This is a genomic window from Streptomyces sp. NPDC046122, assembly GCF_056429965.1.
Genome location: NZ_JBWKLQ010000009.1, coordinates 193,676 through 220,058, shown reverse-complemented (window position 1 = coordinate 220,058; position 26,383 = coordinate 193,676). Strand labels below are relative to the sequence as shown.

The window sequence follows — 26,383 nt, the reverse complement described above, 5'->3', positions numbered from 1 at the left end:
TGGGTCTGTGCGGTGAGGGTGGAGACAAGGTTGCGGTGGGAGGAGAGGATGCCCTTGGGGCGTCCCGTGGACCCGGACGTGAACATCACACACGCCGGATCGTCCGCCGTCAGCACGACGTGCAGGCCGGTGCACGGCTTTGCCGCGATCGCCGCGCCCTCCCGGTCGGTCCGTACCGTCGGCCAGGGACCCGGTACCCGCTGGGCGTGTCCGGCGGATGTGATGAGGGCCGCGATGCGGGCGTCGGCGGCGGTGTTCGTGAGTCGCTCGTCGGGGAACTCCGGGTCCAGCAGGGCGTATCCGGCTCCGCACTTGAGCACCGCGAGGATGGTGACGGCCAGTTCCGCCGACCGGTCCAGCAGGACGCCCGCGAGCTGACCGCGCCCGAGTCCCGTGGTGTCCCGCAGGTGGTGGGCCAGTTGGTTGGCGCGGGCGTTGAGCTGTTCGTACGAGAGTCGCTCCTCGCCGAAGACGACGGCCGTGGTCTCGGGCCGCAGTCGTGCCTGCTCCTCGAAACGCCCGGTGAGCGTCCGGTCGTCGATGGGGACCGATACGCCCGCCCACTCACCGAGAATCAGACGCGACTCATGCTCGTCCAGCAACTCGACTGCGTTCAACGGCAGTTCGGGTGAACGCAGCATGCTGCCGACGAAGCGGACGAAGCGGTCCTGGTGGGCCGCCACCGACGCTGTGTCGCACTTCTCCGGCGCCGCGTCGAAGTCGATCCGCAGCCCGTCCTCCGGGCCCAGGTCGTAGACGGCCACCGCCAGGTCCTCCACCGGCCCGTTCCCAAGATTGTGCTGGGTGGTGGGCACACCGAAGAACCGCATGCCGGGCGCGAACGCCATGATGTTCACCTGGAGGGAGGTCGGCGGCCGGGCCGCCGCCCCGGCCCGGCCCGGGCCCGGCTCCGCCCGGCGGCACATCTCCTCGAACCGGGTCCGCTGCCGGCGCAGCCCCTGCCGGGTCTCCTGGACCACCGACTTCAGCAGCGCGGTCAGGGTGGTCTCCGCCGGGACGGCCAGCCGCAGCGGGATGATGTTGGACATCATGCCCGGCGTACGGCGGGCCAGTTCGGTGGTCCGCGCGGTCACCGGCAGCGCGAGGGCCAGCTCGTCCCCGGCGGTGCCGGAGGCTCGCCGCACGTACGCCGCGACCAGCGCGATCACCATCATCGTCCACGGCGCCCGGTGCGCCCGGGCGGTCTCCCGCAGCAGTTGTGCGTACTCCGGGGGCAGCGTCACCGTGCGCCGGACGAAGGGGAGGGAGTCCGCCGGAACGGGCGCGGACCGCCCGCTGCCGATGCGCGGGGACGGCGGCAGGTCCGCCAGCCGCTCCGTCCAGTACGCCCGGTCCGTGACCGCGTCGTCCGAGGCCCGGTAGGCCGCGTCCTGGGCGAGGAGTTCCGTGAGCGAACCGAACGGGCTGGGGCTCCACGGCTCCCCGGCCTCGGCGTGCGCGTACAACTCGACCAGCCGGGCGTCGAGCATGGCCAGCCCCGCCCCGTCGATCACCAGGTGGTGGAAGCCGTGGAAGTAGAACCACAGCTCCTCACCGGCCTTCACCAGCGCGTGCCGGGTCAGCCAGTCCGAGGCCAGGTCGAAGGGCCGGGCCAGCTCGGCCGCCATCCAGGCCCGCGCCGCGGCGGCCGGATCCCCGGCGCCGCTGACATCCACCTCGGTCAGCTCCTGGTCGCCCGGATCGGCGTGCAGTTCCTGCCAGGGTTCGTCCTCGTCGGCGCCGATGCCCCGGATCCGCATGGCGTCGGTCTCCACGGCCAGTTGCCGGAACGCGGCCCGCACCAGCTCCGGATCGACCGGACCACGCATCTCCCGGTACTCGCCGACGTTGTAGCGGCGGCCGGTCGGGTCCAGCGCGTGGGCCAGCCAGATGTCGCGCTGGGCCGCCGACAGCGGCAGCCGTACAGAGGCCTTGGGGGACATGCGGGGGCTCCTCGGGGACGGTGTCGGTTCGGGGTCGGCAGGACGGACTCGGCTCGACGGGCTTGGCGCGGTGGCGCCGGGGCGACGGGGTCCGAAGTGCGGTACGCGGTCTTCGGGCGGGTGCCGGCGGTGCGGACCGCCGGGAGTACGGGACGGGTGGGGGCCGGGCGCCCGGTCCTTCCGGCGTACGCCCATCCAATCCGCGCGGTCCGTTCCCGGGCGGCAGTTGTTCCGGCGCTCCAGGAGCAGTTCAGACAGCGGCAGTTGCCTGCGGCGCGCACACTGCCGCACCGGGCACCAGCGCCCGTACGAGCGGAGGCACCCGGAAGTGGGAAGCGCCCTCTTCGTGAGCGGCGCGCACCAGACCCGACAGGAGCAGCTCGCGCAGCAGCCGCCCGCACTCCGGCAGGCTGCGGCCGGTCAACGCCGTCAGCGCGGGCAGCTGGAAGCTGTCGTCGGCGATCGAGGCCGGGCTCTCGCCGCCGCCCGGCGCGGCACACAGGGCGGTCAGCAGGGCGCGGGGCCCGGCGGGCAACCGGCCGATGCGGTCCCGCAGTGATGCGCGCAGGCAGTCGTCGCGACCGCCGAGGTGGTCCAGGAACGCCGTCGGGTCGGCCTCCAGCGTGTCGCACAGCGCCGCCAGGTCGGAGACCACCAGCCAGGACGCCGCGGCGGACAGGGCCCCTGGGTGTCCGTCCAGGAGGCGGCAGACCCGTGCTGCCCGTTCCCTGTCCGCACTTGTGGCGGCCGGCTCGGGCCGGACCCGCCGCACCTGGTCCAGGAACATCCGGACCGCCGGCTCGCACTCGTCCCCCGGGTCGGCCGCCCGGTCGGACCGGCCCGGGCCGCTGCCTCCGGTGGCCGGGGCCGGCAGGGGGCACAGCAGGAACAGCCGTTCACCCGGCGCCTGCCACGGCTCGTCGGAGGTCACGAGCAGGCGCAGTCCCGGTACGTCGTGCAGCAGGCGGGTCAGCCGGTCGAAGCGGGGTGCTCCCGCCGGGGCGCCGTCGAGGACCAGCAGGACGGGTCCTTCGCCCAGCAGCCCACCGGTCGGCTCGGCGCCCGCCGGGCCGGACTCGTCCCCGTACAGCCCGGCCACCAGTCGGTCGGTGAGCTCCGTCCAGATCCCCGGCCCCGTCGGCAGGTACTCACGGGCCGCCCCGGGAAAGGCGTGCCACAGGACCGGCACGCCGGCGCCGTGCAGCCGCGCGGCCACGGCGAGCGCCACCCGGGTCTTGCCGACTCCGGGCAGTCCCACCAGATGCGTCAGCCGCTCCTCGCCGTCCGGAGAGAGTTCCTCTACCAGGGTGTCAGTCTCCGTGTTCCGGCCCCGCAGCGGCTGCGGGGCGTCCGGCGGGGCGGGCGGCCCGGCTGTGACGCCCAGGGCCCGGCCCAGCTGCGCGGCATCCTCCAGGGCGGCCCGGGCCCGCGGGCCCAGCCGCAGCGCGTCCGCCATCAGCCGCACGGTGTCCGTGCGGGGCCGTCTCGCACGGCCGTGCTCCAGGTCGCGGATCGCTCGCACGCTGATGGTGGACAGGTCGGCGAGTTCCCGCTGGGTCAGTCCGATACGCAGCCGGTGGGCCCGTATCAGTGCGCCGATCTGCGTGTCCTGGGCGGGACCGGCTGTGACGGTGGGGTTCATGCGTGCTCCCGGGGGTGGTGAGGAGGGACACGTCTCATCTTCGGGAGCCCGCTATCGCGTCACCATCGTCCGGCCGCTCACCGCGACAGGCGGTGCGCGACGGCCGGCGTCCGCCCCGCTATCACGGGTTCGGACGAGTCCCAGGCCCGCGTGATCGGTGCGGCTCGGGCCTGCCCCGGCGGTGGGCCGGTCTGTTGAGAGTGGTGCGGAAGTGACGGGTGTGGTGTGTGGGGTTGGGGGCTGCCTCGTGCCGTCGGTCCGGAGCCGGTTCTGCCTTCTCCCTGGAGCGGCAGTCGGGCGGGGGACGGCGGGCAGCGGCTCGTCCGCTATCACGGCGTGGGCATCGCGCGGCCGAGCGACGGCGGAGGCAGGCCCGCCGCGCGGCGTGGACGCCCCCAGGACCGCGCAGCCACCGCCGGATCACACCACGCACGTGCCGAACGGCCAGGTCGGAGCGGGTTGCTGCGGCCCGGTCGGGTGGCCGGGCGGAGCGCCGTCCCGCAGTCGGGGGAGAAGTCGGAAGCGCCGGCCGCGCCCCCGCGAACAGCGGAGCCGCGCCGTCCGCCGGCATCCGCGCCGCGCCGCCCGGAGCCTCGCCGACAGCTACCCCGCGCCGTGATAACTGCGTGATAGGAGCAGGGCCGGTTCGGGGATTCCGGCCGTTCCTAGCGTGGTGCCCACGAAGAAGGAGACGCCCCCCGCAGCCCGGCGGGGACGCCCCGAACGAAGGGAAACCCCATGGCCCTCGCCCACGCCCTGCGCGCCGCCGTCGTCACCGTCGCCCTGGCCGGCGCCGCTCTGCTCGGCGCCCAGGCGGCCCTGGCCGACGAGGCTGCTCCGGCGGGTGCGACGACCGGGACCTCCACCCCCCAGGAGGCGGCCCCGACCCCGACCCCGAGCACCACCAGCGACAACAACCCCTGGGACTGACGCCGCGGTACTGCCCCCCGTCGCCGTACCGAACGCGCACGGGAGACCCCGGGCCGCGCGTACAAGCCCACCGCCCCGGGGCCCGTTTCTCGCGATCCGCTGCCGGATCTCCTGCGCATGCTCGACCAGGACTCCGTCGCCGGTCCGGTTCCCGGACTCCTCGACGGCCCCCACAGATGACGCCGAGCAGTCCCCCGGCCGCCTCCTCCGCGCGACCCGCGACCCGGCCTCGCCCACCGGCCCCACCCACCCGCCTCGTTCGCGGATGCCTCGTCGAGCGACGTCCGCTTCGGCGGCGTCCGTTCAAGGGACGGCCCTCCCCCCGGCTTCGTCAGCCGATGCTCCGTCAGGCGGCGTACACCCAGCGGCGTCTGTTCCCCGTACGCCCCCGGCCTTCCGCCGAGCCGCTTCAGCCGCCGGCCAGCAGCCGCTGCGCCTCCGCGAGCTCCGGCTCCATCCGCCGGTCCCGGAACGCCCGGACCGCACTGTGCAGCAGCTTCTGCGACCGGTCGCGGTCACCCGGACCGTTGTCCGACGTGAGCAGCCGTGCGAGATCGAGCCGCACCATGGCCGCCCCGCCCTGGTCCATGATCTGCTCCCGGATGCTCAGTGCCCGGTCCAGACACGCGCGGGCCTCGGCGACGTGGCCCAGCCCGGCGTGGGCCAGCCCGAGGTCGCGCAGCAGGTGCCCCTCACCGATGACGTCCCCGGTGTCCCGGCACAGTTCCAGAACCTCGGTGAACGTCGCGACCGCACGGGTCATCTCTCCCTGCCGCTGCTGCAACTGCCCCGCCCTGCGCAGGGTCCGCGCCTGGCCTCCGGTGTACCTGACGGACCGGTAGATGCCCAGGGCCTCGTCCAGCCTGCTCTGGGCGGCGGCGCTCTGGCCCCGCAGCATCCAGATCTGCGCGCTCTGGGTGAGCACGATCGCCCGGCCCACCACGTCACCCGCCAGGTCGAAGTCCCGCAGGGCCCGGTCGTACAGCTCCAGCGCCTGGTGCTCGTTGCCGCGGAATCGTTCCAGCAGAGCCAGGTCACGGTGGCACAGGGCGAGGCCCTGCCGGTCCTCGGTCTCGGTGAACAGCCCGAGCGCCGTGGACAGCGCCGCCCGTGCCTCCTCGTGCTGACTGCGGCTCAGGTAGAGCGAGCCCAGCGAGGCCAGTACGGCGGCGCTGCCGCGCTTGTTCCCGGCAGACCGGGCGGCGCCCAGCGCCACCTGGTGCGTACGCTCCCAGTGGTCGAGATAGCCGCGCGTTTCGAACAGCGTGACCAGAGTGGTCGTCAGGTCCCAGCACACCTCGTCGAGCTGCTCGGCGGCCGCGTGCTCCACCGCCTGCACCAGGTTCGCGTGCTCGCTGTCCAGCCACTCCAGGGGATCGGCGAGCAGCTCGTCCACGTGCGCCGCCGGCGGCAGCCAGCGCGGTGCCGTGCCGTGCAGCACGGTGAAGTCCCCGCCGTAGATCCGCCGGTGGGCCGCCTCGGCCAGCGCCATCCAGCCGCCCATCATCCGGCGCAGCGCCGCCGACTGAGTCGCCGGATCGTCGTGCGCGGCCAGCTGCTCCCGTGCGAACACCCGGATGATCTCGTGGAAGCGGTACCGGAATCCGCCGGTGGACTCCATGCCCACCACGTCCAGCATCTGCACGTCGACCAGCGGTTCGAGCAGGTCCGACGGGAAGGGGCGCGTGTCGTCGAGCAGCGCCCCGGCCAGCCAGCCGGGCAGGCTCGGCCCACGCGCCAGGCTGAGCAGCCGCAACAGCTTCCGGTCCTCCGGGCACAGCCCGTCGTGCGTCAGGGACAGGCTCGCCCGCATCGTCATCTCGCCGTGCGTGAGCTCGTCCAGCCGGTGCCGCTCGTTGGCGAGCCGGTGCACCATCGAGGCCAGGGTCCAGTGCGGCCGGGCCGCCAGCCTGGCCGCGACGATCCGCAGGGCGAGCGGCAGCCCGCCCACCGTCCGGATCAGCGCCTCCGCCGAGACCCGCTCGCCCGCGACCCGCTCCTCGCCGATCACCCGGACGAGGAGCTCCATGGCCTCCTCCGTGCCGAGTACGTCGAGCTCCACCCGGTGCGCTCCGGGCAGCCCGGTCATCCGCACGCGGCTGGTGACCAGCACCGCGCAGCTCCCGGCCCCCGGCAGCAGCGGGCGCACCTGGCTCTCGGACGCGGCGTCGTCCAGTACGACCAGCACCCGCCGGGACCCGAGCAGCGTCCGGTACATCTCGGCCCGTTCGTCCAGGGAGTCCGGGATGACGGGCCCGGGGATGCCGAGGGCGCGCAGGAACCGGCCCAGCACCTCGCCCGCCGTCGCCGGAGCCCCGCTGGTGCCGCGCAGGTCGCAGTAGAGCTGTCCGTCGGTGAAGTGCTTCTCGCCGGCCCGGTGCGCGATGTGCGTGGCGAGGGTGGACTTGCCCGTGCCGGGTTTGCCGACGATGACGACGAGCCCCACGGCGCGGCGCTCGCCGGTGCCCAGCAGGGTCTTCTCGATCACAGATATCCGCTCGCCGTGACCGACGAAGTCTGCGGTGTCGGCGGGCAGTTGCCGCGGCACGTCGGCGGACGGCGCGGGCGCCGGGACGCCGGCCGGCCCTTCGCCGGACGGCCGGCCCGCCGGTTCGGGCGCCACCGGCTCGCCGGACCGCGGGCCGTTGTCCCCGGCGTCCTCCGCCGCGTCGCGGGTGTGCGCGGCGACCGGGCCGCCCGGGCGCTCCCGCGTACCGGCAGCCGTGCCGAACCCTCCACCGCTGCCCGGGAAGCCCCCACCGGCGCCGCCCGCCTCGCGCTCGTCGGACACGGACCGGAAGACGACGCCGTGGCCCGCCGGGCCGGGGAATACGGAGCCCGCGAGGACGCGCCCCGGCCCGTCCGCCCCGCCGGAGGCCCCCGTACCGCCGTGGAGCACCTCGCTCGCGGCGGGGTTTCCCGCCGACGCGGCCCTTTGTCCCGTGGCTGCGCGCGGCCGGTCGCCCGCGCCCGGTCCCGCCAGCCGGGGCGGCGGAACGTCACCGGCGAGGATCGCCGACTCCAGCTGCCGCAGCTCCCCGCCGGGCTCAAGACCCAGCTCCTCCACCAGCAGATGCCGACCGACCCGGTAGACGTCCAGCGCTTCGACCTGCCGGCCCGAACGGTACAGAGCCAGCATCAGGCGACCGCGCAGCCGCTCCCGCAGCGGGTGCTCGTGCACCAGCAACTGGATTTCCCCGACGAGCTGGTGGTGCCGGCCCAGTTCCAGTTCCAGGTCGATCCGGTTCTCGGCGGCCGTCAGCCGTTCCTCGTCCAGCTGACGCGCCTTGCTGCGCAGGGTCTCGCTGGAGAGTCCGCTCAGGCAGTCCCCCTGCCACAGCCCGGCCGCCGCTCGCAGCAGTTCGACCGCTTCGGCCGCGCCGCCGGGCTGCCTTCCGAGCAGCCGCGCGTCGGCGATCCGCCGGCCGAACAGGACCGCGTCCACCGAGCCGTCCTCGGTCCTGAGGACGTACCCGGGCGGCCGGGTGGTGATGGCCGCGGAGATCTCCTCCTTGCCGAACAGCTTCCGTAACCGGGACACACAGATCTGGACCTGGGTACGGGCGGTGTCCGGCGGCTCGTTCTCCCAGATCAGGTCCACCAGATAGTCGGTGCTCACGACCCGGTTCGCCTCCAGCAGGAGAGCTGCCAGGATCACCTCCTGACGCCCGGGCGGAATCCGCACCTGCCCGTGCGGGCCGTGCACATGGAGCGGTCCGAGAATGCGGAAAACCACGGTGTCAGGGGTACGAGGGCCCCCGCCGGGCGATACGTTCACTGTTTCTCCCAGCAAGGAACACGCCCCAAACCAACCGATTCGCAGCGAAAATGACCTGCAAGACGCGTGTGCGGACTGTAGTTTTCCCGATCGTCTCCGTACTTGTAAACGGTGTGGAGATTTCGTGGTGGTGATAGGCCCGCGATAGTGCGGGGTTACGACGCCGGAGCACGGTGGTAACTGCCGCCGCCGGGCCGGAGGCGGACGTACGAAAGGACTCGCCATGAACAGTCGTCACGCACGGCGGCTGCCGCCCAGCAGTCTCATCACCGACTCCGGGGTCGACCACGTGCGGCTCGCCTACCACTACCTCGACGCCGGCGACCTGGACGGCTTCTCGTCCCTGCTGCACGAGGACGCCCGCCTGGAGACCCCGGCACCGGGCTGCCGCCACCACATCGACCGGATCGTGGCCTCCGGCGACTGCGTGGTCGCGATCGGCCGGCTGACCCCGCAACAGGTCGATTTCGTCGACGTGTTCACTCTCTCCGAGGAAGGCATGCTCCGCAGCCGCCGCCGCTACGACGCCCACCCGCGGCTCTCCGCGCACTGAACCGGGCCCGCACGAAGGCGGTGAAGGACCCCTCGCCGACCATGGACCGCGAGGGCCGCCTGCCACGTCGTACGGCGGCCGCTCCAAGGTTGCTTCGGAGCCGAGGACGGCAGCTCATGCATGCACGGCCCGGAGTTGAACGGCCTCCCTGTCCAGGTCGCCGCCCGGCAGTGAGCGGGGTGAGAGGATCTGCCGACGGTTCCGTATGTGGAGGCACGATGGACGACGGCTCGAAGCACGACCACCCCGGATGGGAGGAGGTCGTGCTCGCGGCCCGGGAGCGTGCCCGCTCCCGGCAGACCCTCATGGTCGAGCGCTTCGGACTGTCGGGTGACGTGCAGTACCACTGGTCGATGGACGACGCGCAGATCGTGTGGTCGCGCGAGGGGAACGTGTTCCTCACCGGCCGGCTCACCCTGATCGGCAGCGTGAGCCTCGCTCAGCAGACCTGGTTGTGGTCCTGGGCGAACGAGTCCCTGCCGCGAGCAGTCCGGGGCGACATCGAGCGGGTACGGAGCTTCGGCGAGGCGAACGACTACCCCGTCCTGCCGTGGCCCGGCTTCGACCACCACCCGGAACTCGTCGCTGAGGCGCGGATGGTCGCAGCGTCGGTGCTTGATGCGGAAGGGCTGTGGGTGGACTCGACCGACGACGCGCAGCTCCACTTCCTGGTCCACGACCTGGTGCCCGCCGGTTGACCGCTGGTGGGTGCGAGCGGAGGTCGACGGCCTCATCGCCGCCGGCCGCAACATTCAGGCCATCGCGGTGGTGAGGGAACGCGCCGGTCTGCCGCAGCCCGAACTCGGCGAGTGCGTTGATCTTCTGGCACGGCGCCACCGGGTGCTGTGTGCGTAGGCAGGGCCGCTGTCTGCGACAAAGCGCTCGTTGCGGAGGCTGTCTTCGAGCTGCCGACAGGTCTAAGCTCGGCGAATGACCTTGGAATGGGAACAGGTGATTGTCGACTCGGCAGATCCGGTGGCCTTGGGGCAGTGGTGGGCCGAGGCGCTGGGCTGGGTTGTGGTCGACTCCTCGGCCGAGGAGTTCGAGATCCGTCCGCAGCCGGATCGCCTGCCGGGACTGCTCTTCGGCCGAACCGAGGAGCGCAAGACGGTGAAGAACCGACTGCACCTCGACTTCCGGCCTGATGACCGGGACGCCGAGGTGGCTCGTCTGGTGGCTCATGGCGCACGGCGCGTCGACATCGGCCAGGGTGACCAGCCCTGGGTCGTACTGGCAGACCCGGAAGGCAACGAGTTCTGCGTCCTTGGCGAGCGGCGTCAGTAACTGATCGCCGCAGACTGCCCGGCTGCCTGCGGGGGCGTATGGCTCGCCCGAAGCGCAGAACGTGGTCCGCCCCAGGCCTTACCGCTTCTCGGGCTTCAGCTCGCTCCCGCTTCCAGCAGGTTCATCTCGGCGCGCGAGGTGTACGTGCTGCCGTCCGCCGCCGCGTTGTTCCGTTCGCGTACGACGGTGAAGTGGCCGTCTGCCTTGTCGTAGACGGTGTCGAACCCACCGTCCTCCACGGCGAAGGCCAATTTCACTCCTTGGAACCTGGCCGGATCGCCACTCGGCTTGTCCGGCGAGTAGAAGTCCTTCAGGATGATCCACCCCGATGCCGTGACGTTTGATCTGGAGCTCAGCCCTCCGAGCGAACTGCCCGGCTGGGCACCGGCCCCGTCGGCCGCTGAGCAGCTGTACTCGCCGGCGACGTTCCTCTCGTACATGAGTGAGACGTTGTCCGTCGACATGAGCAGATCTTCGCCCTTGCGAGCGTCGATGAAAATCTGCGGTTCGGCCGTGAAGCCGCCTTGCGTATGGTCGGTCAGGCGCAGCTCGAACGGGATGACGGCGTCACGACTGGTGCTGCTGACGTCCACATCCTCGCCGCAGCCATTGATGTCGCCGAGGACGGCGACAGCGCCGGTGCGGTCCCGCATCGCCTCCGCGTCATCCATGAGCTGGTTTCCGGTGGCGAGCCATTGCTGCGCCCGGCGCAGCTTCCCGGTATTCGCGCTGACCGTGTAGGTCGTTCCGTCGGACCGGGTTACGTCGAACTCCGAGGCGTAATGGGTCGTGGCATGGACGAGACTCGGTGCTGCGGTACTCGACGACGGTGACGCAGGCGGTGATCCGGAGGCTCCCGAGCCGTCGTCGATGACGAAACCACCGCTGTCGTCGTTCTTGCCGGTTTCCGGTGCCTGACCGCAGCCTGCGGTGGCACAGAGCAGTAATCCTCCGATGACAGCGGCGGTCCCTCGAAGATGACTCATCGGTCCGTGCTCCTTACACTCAGCCATGGTTCGTGCAGGACGGCGCCCGGCGCCGACGTGTCGTAGAGGGGGCCTGGTCCGTTCGTCGCCCGCCCCGCGAGTGTGAGCCGCGCTCTGGCCGCCCGTCTGTAGTTCGCCGATTTCGCCGAGCCGCCGCTGATGGGGGGCGACAATGGGGGATGCCGTGCCCATGAGCCGCCACTGCCTGGTGCAGGGCTGCCGCGGGTGGTGGCGCGTGAGACGCCGACGAGGGTCCGAGGGCCGGGATTTGACCGACGCCTCCAGGTGCGAGCCAGGCAGTCAGGCCGGAGCCGGGGAGGGCGGCCCCGTGTAGCCTTCTGCGGTCGAGTCAGGGGCGAGGGGGCGGGGGCCGTGGTGCAGCTTCCCGAAGGGTCGTGGTGGGACTGGGACATCGTCTCGTGGGAACCCGGCCGGTTGTGCCTGGGCGCGGGGCACGACATCTCGTACGCCCACGGCTTGGAGCTGGTGTTCAGTGACCCGGCCTTCGTCACGTGCCCGGCCGCTTTCCAGGATCCGGTGTTTCGAGAGCCGACGCCCGAGGAAGCCCGACGCGTTGCCCGGCAAGTCGGTGAGACACCTCCCGTGCTGATTGCCTTCGAGGCCGATGCGGGCGGCCCCAGCCTGGCCTCCGGCTTGGTTGCGGCCGGGCAGCTCGACATCGTCAAGGGAACCGTCTTCCGGTACTGGCGCGAGAAACTGGCCGCGGGGGAGCGCCTGGCCCCTTGGGTGAGACCTCGAATGTGACCGCTATCCGCCTGTGCGGTCACGGCAGTCGGATTTACGGTTCGCTCGAGCAGTCGGCCTCGGTCCGGGGCGCCACCAGGTCACTGCAGACGACGGCGAGTGTGCCGTTCCGGCACGCGATCTCGTGGCTGTCCCCGTACTCATCGCCCTGACCTCGCGTCGCTGTCCAGGGGGATACTGCTGTAGGGCTGTTGACGTGGATAGCTGAGGTAGCGGACGAGCCGTTGGTGCTGGAGCCGGCTCACCGGACGGCGGAGTGGGAGACCAACACCTGGTGGCTGAGTGCGGCGGACGAGGACAGGGGTTCCTTGTCCGCCGTCGAGGTGGTGGCTGCCTTTGAGCGGACCGCTTCCGCCGTCCGGAAACGCATTCGCGCTCTGGGCTTTTCCGGGGTGGCGACGTTCTACGTGTGGCACGACGAAGAGGCCGGGCAGCTCCGCTGCTCGACCGGTTCAGTGCCCCCGGACGCGTTGCCGTTCAGCGGTACGTACGTCGCTTCGGATGACCTCGCTGCGATCGTCGAGGTATTTCTGGCCAGCAGCGAGCCGGGCCTCACCGCCTGGTCGGACCTTGAGGATGTGCTGTGCTCCTTGAAGGAATCCGAGAGCAAGCTGGGAATCGCACCCTTCCCCGTTTGGGTCAGCAGTGTCGGGTCCGCACCGTGATCGGCCCGCCTGTTGGCACGGAGACCCGGCCAGTGCCATGAGCGGACAAGCGGCAGTACCAGTGCGGCGGGCCGCTCGGCAACCCGTAGCGGTGTCGGCATTCAGCCGCTGACCCGCTCCACCGGAATCCACACCTCCGCGTCCGCGTGCGTACCGTCCTCGGACACGCGCGTGCGCGAGAGCGACGGACCTGGCCGGCTGCGGTACGGGTTCGACGGGAACCACTGCGTGTACACGTCCCGCCAGAGGTACTGGACGGCCAGCGGGAATTCGCCCGAGGATTCGAACACCGCCCATGTACCCGGCTCGATGTCGAGGCTCTCCGAAGCCCCGGGCACCTCCGCGTCGCTCACCACCCCGTGGAAGTAGCCGAGTTCGGTGCCCTCCGCATCGTCCGCGGAGTGGTTGCTGACGGCGGCCACGACACCGCCCGGCTCCCCGGCCGCGCTCTGCTCCCAGCGCCCCAGCGTCTCCTGACCGATAGTTTTGATGAATTCCACGATGGCCGGGTTCATCCCCTCGTAGACCAACGGGACCTGCGTCCCCCTGCCGACGAGCCTGAACCCGTCCTTCTCCACTACCCGGTACCGCATGCTGCTGCTCCCTTCGACGATCACCCGGAAGGACATCCGCGGCTGGGAGTGCAGCGCCGCACCCGTACGCCGCGCCTCGCCCGGGCCGACCCCGTGCACCGCGCGAAAGGCACGCGCGAACGCCTCGCCCGAGCTGTACCCGTACCGCACCGCGACATCGAGCAGCGTCCGCTCCCCGGCGAGCACTTCGGCCCCGGAGAGCGTCAGCCGCCGGCGGCGGATGTACTCGGAGAGCGGGATCCCCGCCAGCGCGGAGAACATCCGCCGGAAGTGGTACTCCGACGTCATGGCGATACGGGCCAGCTCGGCCGCGTCGATGGGCTCATCCAGGTGGTCCTCGATGAAGTCCATGGCCTGATTCAGCCGCTCCAGCACTCCTGGCCGTCCTTCCCCTTGTTGATGTCCACGCTAGGGAAGTCCCACTGTGCCGGACCCGACATCCTGTGCCCGGTGCGGTCGGGTCAGCCGGCCGCCTTCGTCTCCCGTCCGCCCGGCGCAGGAGCGGTTGAGGCCGTGAGGGCGGCGGGCTCGCCGAGGTGCCGGGCTGCTGTGCGCCAGGCCGCGGTGACGGCTCGGTGCGCGGCAGCGCTCGCTGACGTGATCTCGGCCGGGAGGTGGAGCGGGGCGGCGATGTGAACGTGCAGTCGGGGACGCCGGGCGGGAGCGGTGATGAGTCCGGCCACCTGCTTGGCGGTGCTGCCGGAGGTGACTCGGCGCGCGCCGGCCTGGCCGATCGGAATGATGGGGGCGCCTGAGGCGGCGGCCAAGCGAGCGGGGCCGCTGCGGAAGGCTCCGGGAGCCGCTTCGGCCGCATCCCTGCGCTGGGGTATGCGCCCTTCGCCGTAGATGAGGACGTGGCGGCCGGCTGCGAGGGCGACCGCCGCGGTCTCCAGAGCGTCGGCGGCACGGCTGGTACGGCGATGGACGGGGACGTGGCCGCCCCGGTCCAGGAGGTGGCTCAGGACCGGGACGCGCCACAGGCCGGCGGTGGCGAGTATGACGGGCTCGATGTCCATCCGTCGCAGGGCGGCGAGCACGATGCCGGGGTCCGCCAGCGAGGTGTGGTTGGCGACGAGAATGGCGGGGGCCGGGACGGCGGCCAGGTCGGCCGAGGTCGTCAAGCGACCGAGGAAGGGAACGACGGTGGCGGCGATGCGGCTGAGCACGGCACTCCTGCAGGTCGGGCGTCGAGGTGATCACCATCGTCACGCCGCGATCGGCCGGGGGCCTGAGTCGTCGTACTCAAATACGCCCGGTATCTCCCGCACGGCCGAGTCCCCCGCGCCGTGAAAGAAGCGAGCCCTGTCGTCGAAACGGGTTGCGATCGGCGTGGTTTCCGACCGTTGCTACTCAGCCGCCAGGGCTCCACGTCCCGGCGTCGCACGATCGCCTTCACAAGGTCGAGTGTGTGTCGCGTCGCGGTGGGGCGGGCGACGTCGAGGGCCGTCCGGGCGCGGGCGGTGACGCAGAGGGCATCCTGGCGGTGGACGCGTCGAGGTCGGGGACGGCCTCAAGGCGGCGGCCTGTGACGTTCAGGAGCCCAGGATGCCTTCGCGACGGTCCCGCGAGACCAGAGGAAGCACATGGGGTAGTGCGTCCTTCGCGTGGCCGCGCGCCTGCTGGGGAAATGAACTTCGCCGCGAAAGCCCGTCACGGCATGATTCCCACCATGCATGGGGACAGGGGCCGTCGCGGGCAGGGGCGCTACACGCTGACGGAGACGGAGCAGGGACACGTATGGGGCGTCTGTGCCGAGGTAGAGGGACTCTTCGGAGAATCCGGGCGTGGCACGTACGAACTGATGGACTGGGTTCCGGACGGCCCCGAGGTGCGCGGATGGGTCGGTAGCCGAGTGTGGCTGGTGCCGCAACGGGCCGGGCGGCTACTTCGGCGGCGGCTTGGACGCCCTTGCGGACTGCCTGTGCGGCAACTTCGGCTGTACCGCCCCCGCGACCCTTCTCTGGCGAGACGTGGCGACCGCGCGCGAGCACCTGTCCCGCGTCCTGGCGCCGGAGGGCGAGCCGTACGACCTGGTCGCCGCGGTCCTCGACGTCCTGACCGAGGGCGGGATACGCGTCATCTTCACGTGACGCAGCTACGGCGCTCAGAGAGCTGCTGAGAAGCACGCCGGCCCGCTGCAGTTGTGCTCTGTGGCCGCTGTCCATAAACGGAGAACCGGCCCAGAGCCGGCACCCGTGGGAGGTGTGTGGGAACCCGCACGTGCAGTCGGCTGCGTTCTCGCCTCCCTCGTTGAGGTGAACGCGGCACGCGCCCCGCCCCGGGCCGCGGCGGGGCGGCGACCGCGGGGTGTCCGACATCGGGACCTCGCGACGAGGGATGTTTCGCATCCTGCGTACGAAGGGCGCGTGGGCCGTCAGTTTCAGGACACGGCGCTGGGGCCATACTGGTCGGGCCCCGATCACCCACAGAACGATGCCATGGCCAACAACAGAAGCTCTTCGACCATCGTCCCCGACACCGCGTGGCTGGGACGCGGGCGCCACCTCGGGCCCGAGCCCGAGCAGGACGTACGGCGCAACCTGACCGCCCTCAAGGCGGCCGGGGTGCTCGACGACTTCCTGGACCTCGACCCCGTCGAGGCGGCGCGTTCCACCGTCCTGCACCCACGGGACGAGGCCGCCGACCCCGGTCCGTCGGCCCGTCGCCTCTTCGAGGCGCGCTGGCGCGTGGGCGACGACGTCACCGTGCGCGCGCAGTTGACCACGTATGACGCCGAGACCCGCCGCAAGGAGGACGAGGGCGTCACCTGGGTCCTCGCCGCCGAGGCGGAGCGCACGTGGGACCCGGGGTGGCCCTCGCCCGCCACCATGTTCTGGCCCGACAGCGACCGGGTCGCCTGGGACCACGACACGGTGCCGGGCGTGCGCCTGCGGGCGGCGAACCACCTGCCGAAGGACGACGACGAGCTGCGCCATCGGCTGCGGGACTGCTCCCGCGGGAGCTGGTACATCCATGTCGTGGTGCACGAGGCGATGACGCCGGACGCGAGGGGGCAGCAGCCGGTCTCGGCCTTCCTGCCGCCGAGCCTGCGGCACCGGGTGGTCGAGCACCGGGGCACACCGGAGCAGGCACAGATCGCCGACTTCGCGTTGAAGCGGGAGCTGGACGTGCGGCTGCCGCGCGGCGGTGGCGTCGTCCTGCCCACGGAGCCGCGGCATCCGGAGTACGACGCGGACCGTTTCACAGTGCGCAGCGTCTTCCTGGACGGCTCCGAACCGGCCGAACTCCTCAGCGCCATCCAGGCGTTCGCCGCACTGCCGCGGCCGCTGCCCGGCGACGCCGAGCCGGCCCTGACGCGGCTGCGCCAGGGCTGGCATCTGCTGACCCCGGACGAGGAGCTGGTCCACGCCCGGAGCATGGTCGTCAAGTACGCCGAGGCGCTCGACGCCATGACGAGGTCCTGCGACCTCTACCGGGAGGCGGCCGAGTCGGCACATGCCGCGCTGGCCGAGGTGACCGGCGGCGACGGTGTGCCCCGGCAGCCCGCGCCGGGGCCGGCCAAGCCCGGCGGCTCGCCGCTGAACGCCCTCACGAAGGCGTTCGGCCGCCTCCGGGACGCGAACAAGTAGGGGCGGCGCTACTGGCCGGACCGCTCGCGCGGGTAGCGCCCTGGCGTATCGGCGGCTGGGGCAGCGCGGCGGCATCAGGAGCGGGACAAGGAGTGGCAGAAGACCGACGACGGCGTTCGATCCACGACCAGGACGACCGACCAGCGCCAGATGCACCAGGAACTCGGCGACAATCGCTGACGTCCATCGACGCCCGTGGGTGAGCCCGAGCCCTCGCGCCATACGGCCGAATGTGGCCTGTGCGAAGGCCCGGCTTCCTTCAACCGCAACGGGGAGCGGCTCCCCGTACGGGCCGTCCTCTACACGTCGTCGCGGTCGGAGCACAGACGCGGGCGGGCGTTCGGACGACCCCTGCGCCTCTACCAAGGGCTGCGGCCCGGCTGTCGGCGCGCGCGGAAGTCGGAGTCGTGGTGAGATCGACGGTCATGGACAAGGTCGAACACCATCACAGCGGGGAAGTGCGGCGCCGGGCGCAGCGTCGGCGGGCGCGGCTTGCCCTGGCGGGCCGGGCGAGGGACGCATCCGACCTCGCTCTGCTTCTCGACATGCTCGCTCTGGGTCCCGAGCTGGACGGGGACGCGAGTCACCACTGTGCGGGGACGGATCTGGCGGGATTCAACGACGCGGTCTGAGTACCGCCTCCGGTGAAGACGCACGACTGTGGCGAAGCGGAGAGGCGAACGCCGGCCGGACCGTCCCGGGTGCGGTGCCGGCCCTCGGGGCGTCGCCACCGTACGGAGGCGTCACGCGCGGCATCGACGCCGGCTTCCACCACCGGTCGGCAGTTCGCCGGCGTGACGTCGCGCTCGTGTCGGCTGTCCCACCCGGCCCGGCGCCGAACTTCGAGCACCGGTGACTGCCGCTCCCGATGCCGCAACAGCGCTCGCACGCATCGCGGCATCCAGTGTGAGGCCGTGCCGTCCTGTTGGGCGATAGGAGGATCACCCAGCCAACTTCTTTGTGTCATCTGCCAGTACGGGGGCCAGTCGGGGTGGGAGGAGACTTTCTGCCACGGCCGCGGCCCGGCGAGCGTCCGATGGCGGAGCGCCGGCGTGGCCCCGTACATGATGAAGCACAGAAGGGGGCGGCACATGAGCGTGCAGCAGCAGTACGACGCGATCGGTGAGGCGTTCGAGGGGTTCAAGTCCCTGCCGCTGATGCGTTACGGGGAGGTGCCGAGCTTCCTGGGGATGGTCGGGGACGTGAGCGGCAAGTCGGTTCTCGACCTTGCGTGCGGCACCGGTTTCTACAGCAGGGAGTTCAAGCGGCGCGGCGCCACGGATGTCTTCGGGGTCGACATCTCCGTCGAAATGATCGCAGCCGCGCGCTCGACCGAGCAGCGCGATCCGCTGGGTGTGCGCTACGAGGTCGGTGATGTCACCGAACTGCGCGCCGTCGAGCGGCGCTTCGACATCGCGGTGGGAGTGCAGTGTCTCAACTACGCGGCGGACATCGCGGCGATGGAGCGGATGTGCCGCAACATCCACCGGAGCCTGGTGCCGGGCGGAGAGTTCTTCGTGCTCGCACAGAAACCCGACTACCGGTTCGACAACGCGTCCTTGGACAGGTACGGGTTCCGCTGCGAGCCCACCGGTGTGGAAACCGAGACAGGCCCGCAGGCGCGCGTCACGGCTCTCCTCGAACCGCAGCCGATCAGCATCGTCGTCGCGGCCCCGCGCCGCGAAGTCTACGAAAGTAGTCTGCTGGCGGCTGGCTTCAGTGAGCTGGAATGGGTTCCGCTGCAGGTGTCCGAGGCCGGCATCCGCGAGTTCGGTGAAGACTTCTGGGCAGACCTCCTCGCCAACCCGCCACTTGAGATGCTGCGCTGCCGGGCCTGACGGGATGGCTGGCCGGAAGACGCGTATGGTCCCTGTCGCCTCCGGATGGCCACGGGGGACGCGCGAGACCGGCTGGTGGCCACGTCGACGCCGTGGGCGAGGCGAGGGTACGGAGTGGGTGTCCATGAGTACCGTCGCAGCTTGTTGAGTACCACCGGGCCGACGGCCCGGCGCCGGGGCGCGGGCCCGGGGTGTGGGCCCGCGTCGGCGTCCTGTTCACAGACGACCGCCGTCGCCCGGTGCACGTGGCCGGACAGCGGGTGCGGAGTGTCCAGGAACTTGGCCGGGCTGCACGTCGCGGACACCTTCCGCTGATCCGCCAGGTCATCCGAACGCACGCGCCTAGACGCCGTCCGCGCCGCGGCTGAACTCGCCGCCGGTGAAAGCGTCCACCGCCAGCAGGACCAGCAGGGCGATGCCGCCGAGCGAGCAGAAGAGCAGGAACGAGCCGAGCACCGAGTTCAGGAGGCGCAGGTGCGGGGGCTGCGGCACCAGCACGTCCGCCGGATCACGCGGGTCGTAGCTGACCGTGACGTACGGGCCGTCGTCGCCGTGCATGAAACCCCGGTAGGTGCCGGCACCGTCCATGTACACATACGCGCCCGGCGTCGCGGCCGCCGTGGCGGTCACGGTGACGCCGTGCCGGCGCAGCCAGCGCTCGCGCAGCCACCGCCGCACCGTGTACGCGCCGACCCCGAGGCTGACCCAGGTGATCCCGCCGAATATGACCATGGCGATGACCGACACCGCGGTCCCCGCCAGACCGGCGGCCACGGTGAAGGCGACGAGCGTCACGAAGAACCCGAACATGCCCCACAGGAGCCGGCGCACGAACCTCTGGTGCCACGTCGGGGTGAGGGAGCGGACGACGGTCAGGGCGGCGCCGTCGACCTCGCCGTCGTCCTGGTCCGGGAGCAGCGTGTTCACTCCGTCGGCGAATACGGTGGCGTCCGCCTCGCTCACGTCCTCCACTCGGTAGACGGTCGGGGCGGTTCCGCGACGCGCCCGCAGTTCGACCGTGACCGTCCGGCCCTCGGCGCACACCCGCGCGATGGCTCCCGGCACGAAGGTGACCTGCTCACTCGGGCGGTCCAGGACGAGCGCGTCCGAGTCGGCGGTGAGGACGGCGCCGCCGCGGCCCCTGAGGACGGGGAGGGAAGGGGGAGTTGTCGACATGGGCGTGATCGTAGGGCGGGCGGTCCGGCGCGTCAGCCCTTCAGTGCGGCCGCGAACGGCCGGCCGGCGTCGTGGACCTCGGGAATCAGCTCATCCTGCGCGGCCACCCCCGGGTCGGACAACGGCACAATGCTGCCGCTCACTCGTCTCCCCAGTCCCACGTGTCGAAGTACGCCGCGACGCCCGTACGGCGGGCCTCCGCGACGGCGGTCAGGCGCGCGAAGTCCTGCGGCGGCATCAGCGCCTCCCACTCGGCCAGGGGCAGGACACGCACCTCGTCGTGCTCCTCCGCGTGCAAGGAGATGTCACGGATCTGCGCCGGGGTGAGGCGCCCGCCGTCGAAGACGCAGCCGACCGTGCTGTAGGGCCACTCGGCGCCGGGCAGCCCGTACACCGTGGCCAGAAGCCGGGGAGGCTCGGCCGGCGTGAGCCCGGTCTCCTCCCGGCACTCGCGCACGGCCGTCTGCCAGGGGCGCTCGCCCGGGTCCATCGTTCCGCCGACCAGCTGCCAGGGGTGGGCGGGGGAGTAGACGGAGTGCAGCTGCAGCGGCTGTTCGTTCTCGTCGGTGAAGTAGACGCAGGCGAAGGCGGTGGCCTTGAGGACTGTCTCGGCATACTGCTCGGGCGGCATCCAGCCGGAGCGGCGCTTCTCCCCGGACGGGGCGGCCGGTTCTTCGCGGCGCGTCATCCGCATCAACGCCGGACTGCCCGCGAACCCGAACTCACGGTAGAGCGGCGCCGCTTCGTCGCTGGCGTGAAGTTCGAACAGCGTGACGTGCTCGACGTGGGAGAGGTGGTCGAGCAGCGAGGACAAGACGGCCCTGGCGTATCCACGGCGCCGGACATCCGGGTGGGTGGCGACGATGTGCACGCGTGCGGCCAGCCCTCGCGGATAGGCCGGTGCCGGGAGTACGGGGTGGACCAGTCCGAGGGCACAGGCGGCGAGCGAGCCGTCCGGGGCGTCGATGACGAAGGCGCGCGCGTCCCCCGTCGGGGCCAGCCTCGGCGCGAGTTCGGCGGTGCACCGCCGGATCCACTCCTCACTCAGGGGCTTGGACAGGACGTGATCGGAGCGCAGCCGGACGATGCCTTCGGCGTCGGCCGGCGTGGCAGCACGGGCCGGCGGACACCCGGCAGCGGTCGGCGGCCGCACCTCGGCGGCGGTAGATGCCAGGTCCTGGTTCATGACGCGTCTCCTGTCGGTGCCCTGTGTGCCCTGTGTGCCTGGTGTCCGTGGTGTGCGTGGTGCTCGCCGAGCGGCGGGCCGTGCGAGTCCGGTACGACGCCGATGTCGCCGCGCACGTGTCCGGGGCGGATCCCCGCTTCCTCGCACACCTCACGTACGGCCGCAGCCAGGAGACTGCAGTCACCCGCCTCGACCCAGCCGCCCGGTGCAAGCAGCTTCCCCGATGCCTTGTGCACCATGTGCAGCACGCGTCGATCTCGGTTGACGACGACCGCGCTGCAGGTGACGTGGCCCGGCATCGTCGTGCGGCTCGTAGGCTCGTCCCACACGTCGAGTACGGCGGGAAAAGCAAGCTGTTCCCGCTCTGCGGGGTGGCGCTCGAGGCAGCCCTCGATGAGGGCGTGGAGGTCTGATAGGGCAGGCCGCACGGAGGTACCTCTCGGGCAGCGGACATGGGCGGCGACGCGGTCGGCACAGCGGGCGGTGGTGGTCACGTGGCCGCCTCCGTCTCCGGGGTGCGGGGCTGGTAGCCGCCGGCCTGCAGCGTGAACATCGCCTCGTAGGCGCCGCCGAGAGCCATGAGTTCGTCGTGGGAGCCGGACTCGGTGATCCGGCCGTCGTCGAAGACGTAGATCGTGTCGCAGTCGACGACGCTCGCCAGCCGGTGGGAAATCAGCACGGTGATCTGGTCCTCGCGCAGTCGGCCGCCCAGGACGGCCTCGTAGACGGCGTGTTCGGACGGCGGGTCCATGCTCGCCGTCGGCTCGTCCAGGAGCAGCAGCGGGGCGTTCTTGTACAGGCCGCGGGCGACCGCGATCTTCGCCCACTGGCCTCCGGACAGTTGCTGCCCGCCTTTGAAGCGCTTGGACAGGAGCGTGGCCCAGCCGAGAGGGAGGGAGGAGATCACAGTATCGGCGCCCGAGGCGCGGACGGCGGCGATGACGCGGGCGGGATCGGCATGAGTGAGCGTGCCGGTGGCGGCGGTGATGTTCGACAGGGCGCTGAAGGGGAAGCGGACCGGCTCCTGGAGTACGCAGGCGACCTGACGGTGCAGTGAGGCCGCGTCCATTTCGCGCACGTCGACACCGTCCCAGCGCACGCTGCCCTGTTGGGGCTCGTACAGTCCGGCGAGCAGCTTGGCGCAGGTGGATTTGCCGGAGCCGTTGAGGCCGACGAAGGCGACCTTCTGACCTGCGGCCAGAGTCATGCTGATGCCGTTGAGGGCGGCGGTGTCCTTGTCGGGGTAGGTGAAGTGCACGTCCTCCACCGTGATCGTCCGCACTGCCGGTGGCGCCGCCGACGCGGCCTGTGGCGGGAGGAGTTGCCGACTGCGTTCCTGAACGGCGAGGAGGTCGGTCACCCACAGGGCGTGCTCGTAGACGAGGTGGGCGACCTCGACGAGCCGGGTGAGCGCGGCCTGCCCGGACTGGATGGCCAGGACGGCGCCGGCTCCGGCGGCCAGCGGGAGCCATCCGGCGATGAGCATGCCGGCCAGCGCCGCGTAGGTGATCCCGGTTCCGAGCCCTCCGACGGCCCGGCCCGCCAGGTTGAGGAGCGCCGCGTGCACGCCCAGCCTGGAGTCCTCGGCAGCGATCTTGACGGTCAGTCGGCGGTGCTCCTCCAGCAGTGCGCCCTGGGCGGTGTCCGAACGCAACTCGGCGGCGGCGTCGACGTCTAGCAGCAGCCAGGAGAAGACCCGCACCCGGCGCTGGAGGGCGTTCCACCGCTTGAAGGAGGAGAAACGGGCCCTGGCGCTGCGGACGGCTGCGACGCCGACCGGCAGCACGGACAACAGGAGCAGCGGCAGCAGGGCAGGGTGAAGGATGCTGAGCACGCCGACGGTGCCGACGAGCGCGAGGGCGGCGGAGGCGAGGGAGACGACCTGTCCGACGATCTGGCGTGCGTAGAAAAGACCGCGGTCGTTGGCGCGGTACACCTCGTCGTGCCAGCCGGCGTCCTCGACCGCTTCCAGCCGTACGTGTGCGGTCAGGTAAAGGAACTCGTACTCCAGGGCAGTGCGGATCTTCGGTGTGACGCGGGCCTGGGCGACCGCGACCCCGGCTTCGAGGACGGCCCGCGCCGTCAGGAGCGCAACGACCAGCAGAAGTTGGGGGAGGGCTGCCCGCACGCGGTCGGGGGTGGGGCCCTGGGCGAACAGGTGCTGGAGAACGGTGACTCCTGCGAGCAGGCCGAGGGCGGTCATCGCGGCGGACGCCAGCTGGCACACGATCACGCACAGGGTCGCGCGCCGATCGGCCTGCCAGGCGAGGCGGCCGATCAGGGCGGTGATCCGGGGTAGCTCGGTGAGGACCTGACGCACGGTGGCGCTGGCGGCGGCGCCGTCGTGCACCGACCAGTACGCCTCCTTCAGCTCGTCGGTGAGGTTGTCGTCCTGCGGCCCGGCCGGGATGGTGGCGGGTGGCGGGGGCAGGGGGGCGGTGCGCGGGCCCGGGACGCCGTCGGCTAACGCATCACTGGTCTCACTCATGCCGCTTTCCCCCTGTCCGGACACGCTGAGCGACGGGCACCGCCGACGCGGTGCCTGACCGTGCCGGGTCGTCGTTCGATTCCGGAAAGGGGGTGCGAGGGGGCAGGGGTGGGGTGCACGGTGTCCTCCGTCTGGGCGTCGATGTGGCACTGGTGCTCTAAGAAACGCGCCGGATCTGCCCCCGTCACGGGCGGAACGCGAGCGTGTCGTGAACACGCGTTCCAATGGGCGGATTGGGGCATGCGGGATCTGGATGGTCGTAGCTCAAACTCGTTCGATCAGGTCCATTCACTCGGTCAGGGGCTTGCGGCAGCACAGGCAAGGCTGCGGCGGAAATCGCCGACGGCCCCGAGGAGATGCTCAGATCAGGGGGGTATGGAGTGGCGGTCAAGGGGTGAGGAATATGGCGGCGGAGGGACTGGGCGCGTCGCCGTGGCACAGCCTGCTCGCACGGAGGGGCGTGGTCGGAGCACTGCAGAGGATCTCCTGCGCGGTGCCGGTGACGACACCGGCGTCGGGCAGGCGCCCCACGTCCAGCGGTGCGCTGGTGCGCCGAACGCCAGAGCCCTCCAACGGCACTTTCGGATGTGGCGGTTTACGGCAGCCGCTGGTCGGCGCAATGTCCAGAACGAGGGTGTAGGCCGCTCGGGCGGAGAAGCGCATCCCTGCGTTGCCGCTCAGTCGCGCGTGTATGGGTGACAGATCGCAGAAGGAGGGACAGCGGTAGCCGATCGCCGGTAGGGAAAAGGGAGTACGTATCTGTTGGTTGACAGGGAGGTACGCATGTTCGCGCCCGACGGTTTCTTCGTGCCTGGAGACCTGATGAAACCCACCCGGAGCAATGACGGGACCAGGGCATACGAGGCCGCGCGATGAAGTGGGATGCCGAGCGCCCGGTCACCCGGCAGCCGCGCCGCTTCTACGACGGTGGGATCGACGCCGACGAGGGACAAGAGGAAGTTCCGCCCGACCGCGGTTCCGATGTTCGCATCGAGCTGCTCCGGCACGTCGAGGGCGGCCGCGAGCAATTCACGATGCAGCGCCGAATCGCCTACTGCGACCGGCATCTCGGCGAGCTCCTGGTGCCAGGGAGCACTCGTACCTTCTGCAGCGACCTGACCTCCGTGCCCGCGTTCTTCACCTGGCTCGTGCCGAAGACCGGGGAGCACCTTCCGGCCACACTGCTGCACGACGGGCTCATCCACCCCCTGGGGAATCCGACGTACACCTCGACCGACGGCCACCTCGTGCTGCGGGCGGAAGCCGACCGCGTATTGCGCGACGCGATGGCGGACGCCGGCACCGCGCTGATCCGGCGATGGCTGGTCTGGTCGGCGGTCGCGACGGCGACGATGTTCGACGGCAAGGGAACGGGCTGGTCGAAGAGGCGCGCGTGGTACTACCGCCTGATTGCGGCCGCGACCGTCTTCGTGATCGCCGCGCTCGGCGTCTGGGCGTCCTTCGACCTCTTCGACTGCCCGCCGCTCGACCTGTTCGGTGTCACGATCACCGGCATTCCGCTGCCCTGGATGGGTGACCGGCCGTGGTTCGTCGAGCTCGTCGGCGGGCTGTCGGGCGCCATCGTCATCCCGCTGGCGCTGGCGCTGCTGTGGCAACGCTTCCGAATCGCCGGCGCGGTCGTGGGCGTGAGTCTGGCGATGCTGCTGCACGTCACGCTCGCGCTGCTCGCCCTTACGGCGCTCTACCGGGGGCTGGAGTGGCTGGCGAGAAGGCCGAAAACGGCACTGGCGCTGGCCGGTGTCGGGACGCTGGGGGCTCTGCTCGGATTCACTGCGGTGCTCTGTCGGCGATAAGCGCGAGGCTCCACGCAGTCCGACGCCGCGCCGGCAGATGTCCACGCCGTCGCAGGAAGGTCAGCGGCGCGCCAGGAGTGCACTCTTCGGTGGCAGGAGGCCAGTGGAGCTGCGTCGACAGGTGCATGCAGCCGTCTGCCCCGGGCGATCAGCACCGGCAGGGCACCGCTGCGATGAGTTTCGGCCGGGGCGGGAGTCTGTTCCTGTGACCGTCCTAGACCGTCGTACGGCGCTGCCCGGAACGAGACACAGCGGAGGACACCATGACGACCACGCCGGACGAACCGCCCACCGCTCTGCCCGGCCGCCCGCCGGTGGTCGACCTGGCCACCTGGCAGACCGCCCGTGACGAGCTGCTGGTCCGCGAGAAGGCCCACACTCGCGAGGGCGACGCCATCGCCGCGGCCCGCCGCCGACTGCCGATGGTGAAGCTCGACGGGACGGTCGAGGTCGTCGGACCCGACGGCCCGGTCCCGTTCCTGGCCCTGTTCCAGGGCCGTGACGAGCTCGTGGTGTACAAGCACATGTGGTACGACGGCGCGCCGCACCAGGGCCAGTGTGAGGGCTGCACCACCACGGCCTGGCACCTGAGGGACGCCGTGTACCTCAACGCCCGCGGAGTCTCGTTCGTCATCCTGACCACGGGCCGCTGGGACGAGGTGGCCGCCTACGTCGAGTTCATGGGCTACACCCAGCCCTGGTACTCGGTGCGTGACGTGGACGCGCCGGTCGGCGGCACCATGGGTTACGTCACCTGCTTCCTGCGCGACGGCGACCGCGTGTTCCTCACGTACTCCACGACCGGCCGTGGCAACGAGCGGATCAACGGATCCCTCGGCCTGCTCGACATGACGCCCTACGGGCGCGGCGAGGTGTGGGAGGACAAGCCGGAGGGCTGGCCCGAAGGCGGCAGCCCGTGCTGGTTCTGGCGCTCGGACGCGGACGGGAACGCCACCTGGGGTCCGACCAGCCGCCCCGTGCCGCAGTGGACCCGCCCCGGCGCGAACCCCGTGCAGACCTTGGGCCGGCACGGCCATCCCCACTGACGAACCTACGCCGAAGGCGTCGACGAGCGGAGCAGTGACGAGGATGGTTCCGGCGGCAGCAAGAGTCGAGCCCGGGTCATTCCGAGGGTCCACTGTTGTAGGGCTG

22 protein-coding genes are annotated in these 26,383 nt (G+C 71.3%); 12 read left to right on the top strand and 10 right to left on the bottom strand.

Going from position 1 to position 26,383, the window contains the following annotated elements; translation table 11 throughout:
• Both AC07FK_RS24025 and AC07FK_RS24020 read right to left on the bottom strand, forming a co-directional pair.
• Nucleotides 1-1,943 (bottom strand): condensation domain-containing protein (locus AC07FK_RS24025; protein ID WP_479106974.1); only part of this gene is annotated, 1,943 nt, incomplete at its 3' end.
• A 250-nt stretch (nucleotides 1,944-2,193) separates the two neighbouring features.
• Nucleotides 2,194-3,585, bottom strand: a complete 1,392-nt coding sequence (locus AC07FK_RS24020) for a helix-turn-helix domain-containing protein (RefSeq protein WP_479106973.1) — start codon at nucleotides 3,583-3,585, stop codon at nucleotides 2,194-2,196.
• A 738-nt stretch (nucleotides 3,586-4,323) separates the two neighbouring features.
• Between AC07FK_RS24020 and AC07FK_RS24015 the strand changes: the two genes are divergently transcribed.
• Complete coding sequence (locus AC07FK_RS24015; RefSeq protein WP_479106972.1) at nucleotides 4,324-4,515, top strand: hypothetical protein; 192 nt, start codon at nucleotides 4,324-4,326, stop codon at nucleotides 4,513-4,515.
• 409 nt (nucleotides 4,516-4,924) lie between these two features.
• On the opposite strand, the gene AC07FK_RS24010 is transcribed toward AC07FK_RS24015, so the two are convergent.
• Entirely contained in the window at nucleotides 4,925-8,251 is a 3,327-nt protein-coding gene (locus tag AC07FK_RS24010) for an AfsR/SARP family transcriptional regulator (RefSeq protein WP_479106971.1), read from the bottom strand.
• Between the two features lie 265 nt (nucleotides 8,252-8,516).
• Here AC07FK_RS24010 and AC07FK_RS24005 point away from each other — a divergent pair, with 265 nt between their 5' ends.
• The 4 genes from AC07FK_RS24005 to AC07FK_RS23990 all read left to right on the top strand — a co-directional run bounded on the left by AC07FK_RS24005 (nucleotide 8,517) and on the right by AC07FK_RS23990 (nucleotide 10,130).
• Nucleotides 8,517-8,846 (top strand): nuclear transport factor 2 family protein, encoded by a 330-nt coding sequence (locus tag AC07FK_RS24005; protein ID WP_479106970.1) that lies wholly within the window; start codon nucleotides 8,517-8,519, stop codon nucleotides 8,844-8,846.
• 218 nt (nucleotides 8,847-9,064) lie between these two features.
• Nucleotides 9,065-9,544 carry a DUF6882 domain-containing protein gene (locus AC07FK_RS24000; RefSeq protein WP_479106969.1) on the top strand — a complete coding sequence of 160 codons (480 nt, stop codon included), beginning with the start codon at nucleotides 9,065-9,067 and terminating at the stop codon, nucleotides 9,542-9,544.
• A gap of 10 nt (nucleotides 9,545-9,554) precedes the next feature.
• Nucleotides 9,555-9,701, top strand: coding sequence for a hypothetical protein (locus AC07FK_RS23995; RefSeq protein ID WP_479106968.1), 147 nt, complete (start codon nucleotides 9,555-9,557; stop codon nucleotides 9,699-9,701).
• A 75-nt stretch (nucleotides 9,702-9,776) separates the two neighbouring features.
• Nucleotides 9,777-10,130, top strand: coding sequence for a VOC family protein (locus tag AC07FK_RS23990; RefSeq protein WP_479106967.1), 354 nt, complete (start codon nucleotides 9,777-9,779; stop codon nucleotides 10,128-10,130).
• A gap of 95 nt (nucleotides 10,131-10,225) precedes the next feature.
• Here AC07FK_RS23990 and AC07FK_RS23985 read toward each other — a convergent pair whose 3' ends face one another.
• Nucleotides 10,226-11,116, bottom strand: a complete 891-nt coding sequence (locus tag AC07FK_RS23985) for a hypothetical protein (RefSeq protein WP_479106966.1) — start codon at nucleotides 11,114-11,116, stop codon at nucleotides 10,226-10,228.
• A gap of 372 nt (nucleotides 11,117-11,488) precedes the next feature.
• On the opposite strand from AC07FK_RS23985, the gene AC07FK_RS23980 reads away from it, so the two are divergent.
• Nucleotides 11,489-11,881 (top strand): hypothetical protein, encoded by a 393-nt coding sequence (locus AC07FK_RS23980; protein ID WP_479106965.1) that lies wholly within the window; start codon nucleotides 11,489-11,491, stop codon nucleotides 11,879-11,881.
• 308 nt (nucleotides 11,882-12,189) lie between these two features.
• Nucleotides 12,190-12,546, top strand: coding sequence for a hypothetical protein (locus tag AC07FK_RS23975; protein ID WP_479106964.1), 357 nt, complete (start codon nucleotides 12,190-12,192; stop codon nucleotides 12,544-12,546).
• Between the two features lie 101 nt (nucleotides 12,547-12,647).
• Here AC07FK_RS23975 and AC07FK_RS23970 read toward each other — a convergent pair whose 3' ends face one another.
• Complete coding sequence (locus tag AC07FK_RS23970) at nucleotides 12,648-13,514, bottom strand: GyrI-like domain-containing protein (protein WP_479106963.1); 867 nt, start codon at nucleotides 13,512-13,514, stop codon at nucleotides 12,648-12,650.
• A gap of 86 nt (nucleotides 13,515-13,600) precedes the next feature.
• Nucleotides 13,601-14,305 carry a lysophospholipid acyltransferase family protein gene (locus AC07FK_RS23965; protein WP_479106961.1) on the bottom strand — a complete coding sequence of 235 codons (705 nt, stop codon included), beginning with the start codon at nucleotides 14,303-14,305 and terminating at the stop codon, nucleotides 13,601-13,603.
• Between the two features lie 1,272 nt (nucleotides 14,306-15,577).
• Here AC07FK_RS23965 and AC07FK_RS23960 point away from each other — a divergent pair.
• From AC07FK_RS23960 to AC07FK_RS23950, 3 genes are all read left to right on the top strand, one after another.
• Nucleotides 15,578-16,729: a hypothetical protein gene (locus AC07FK_RS23960; RefSeq protein ID WP_479106960.1), complete on the top strand. Its 1,152-nt coding sequence runs from the start codon at nucleotides 15,578-15,580 to the stop codon at nucleotides 16,727-16,729.
• Nucleotides 16,730-17,139: 410 nt separating this feature from the next.
• Nucleotides 17,140-17,361: a hypothetical protein gene (locus tag AC07FK_RS23955; protein ID WP_479106959.1), complete on the top strand. Its 222-nt coding sequence runs from the start codon at nucleotides 17,140-17,142 to the stop codon at nucleotides 17,359-17,361.
• 459 nt (nucleotides 17,362-17,820) lie between these two features.
• Nucleotides 17,821-18,567 carry a class I SAM-dependent methyltransferase gene (locus AC07FK_RS23950; RefSeq protein WP_479106958.1) on the top strand — a complete coding sequence of 249 codons (747 nt, stop codon included), beginning with the start codon at nucleotides 17,821-17,823 and terminating at the stop codon, nucleotides 18,565-18,567.
• Nucleotides 18,568-18,909: 342 nt separating this feature from the next.
• On the opposite strand, the gene AC07FK_RS23945 is transcribed toward AC07FK_RS23950, so the two are convergent.
• The 4 genes from AC07FK_RS23945 to AC07FK_RS23930 all read right to left on the bottom strand — a co-directional run bounded on the left by AC07FK_RS23945 (nucleotide 18,910) and on the right by AC07FK_RS23930 (nucleotide 23,417).
• Complete coding sequence (locus tag AC07FK_RS23945; RefSeq protein ID WP_479106957.1) at nucleotides 18,910-19,743, bottom strand: hypothetical protein; 834 nt, start codon at nucleotides 19,741-19,743, stop codon at nucleotides 18,910-18,912.
• A gap of 139 nt (nucleotides 19,744-19,882) precedes the next feature.
• Nucleotides 19,883-20,929, bottom strand: coding sequence for a GNAT family N-acetyltransferase (locus tag AC07FK_RS23940; RefSeq protein WP_479106956.1), 1,047 nt, complete (start codon nucleotides 20,927-20,929; stop codon nucleotides 19,883-19,885).
• A complete protein-coding gene (locus AC07FK_RS23935; RefSeq protein ID WP_479106989.1) occupies nucleotides 20,926-21,168 on the bottom strand; it encodes an NUDIX hydrolase in 243 nt (80 codons plus the stop codon). The genes AC07FK_RS23940 and AC07FK_RS23935 overlap by 4 nt, the downstream gene beginning before the upstream one ends.
• Nucleotides 21,169-21,419: 251 nt before the next feature.
• The gene (locus AC07FK_RS23930; protein ID WP_479106955.1) at nucleotides 21,420-23,417 is read right to left on the bottom strand and encodes an ABC transporter ATP-binding protein; all 1,998 of its coding nucleotides are present in this window, start codon (nucleotides 23,415-23,417) and stop codon (nucleotides 21,420-21,422) included.
• Between the two features lie 872 nt (nucleotides 23,418-24,289).
• Here AC07FK_RS23930 and AC07FK_RS23925 point away from each other — a divergent pair.
• Nucleotides 24,290-25,231, top strand: a complete 942-nt coding sequence (locus tag AC07FK_RS23925) for a DUF1353 domain-containing protein (protein ID WP_479106954.1) — start codon at nucleotides 24,290-24,292, stop codon at nucleotides 25,229-25,231.
• 263 nt (nucleotides 25,232-25,494) lie between these two features.
• The gene (locus AC07FK_RS23920; protein WP_479106953.1) at nucleotides 25,495-26,277 is read left to right on the top strand and encodes a DUF899 domain-containing protein; all 783 of its coding nucleotides are present in this window, start codon (nucleotides 25,495-25,497) and stop codon (nucleotides 26,275-26,277) included.
• Nucleotides 26,278-26,383 lie beyond the last annotated feature (106 nt).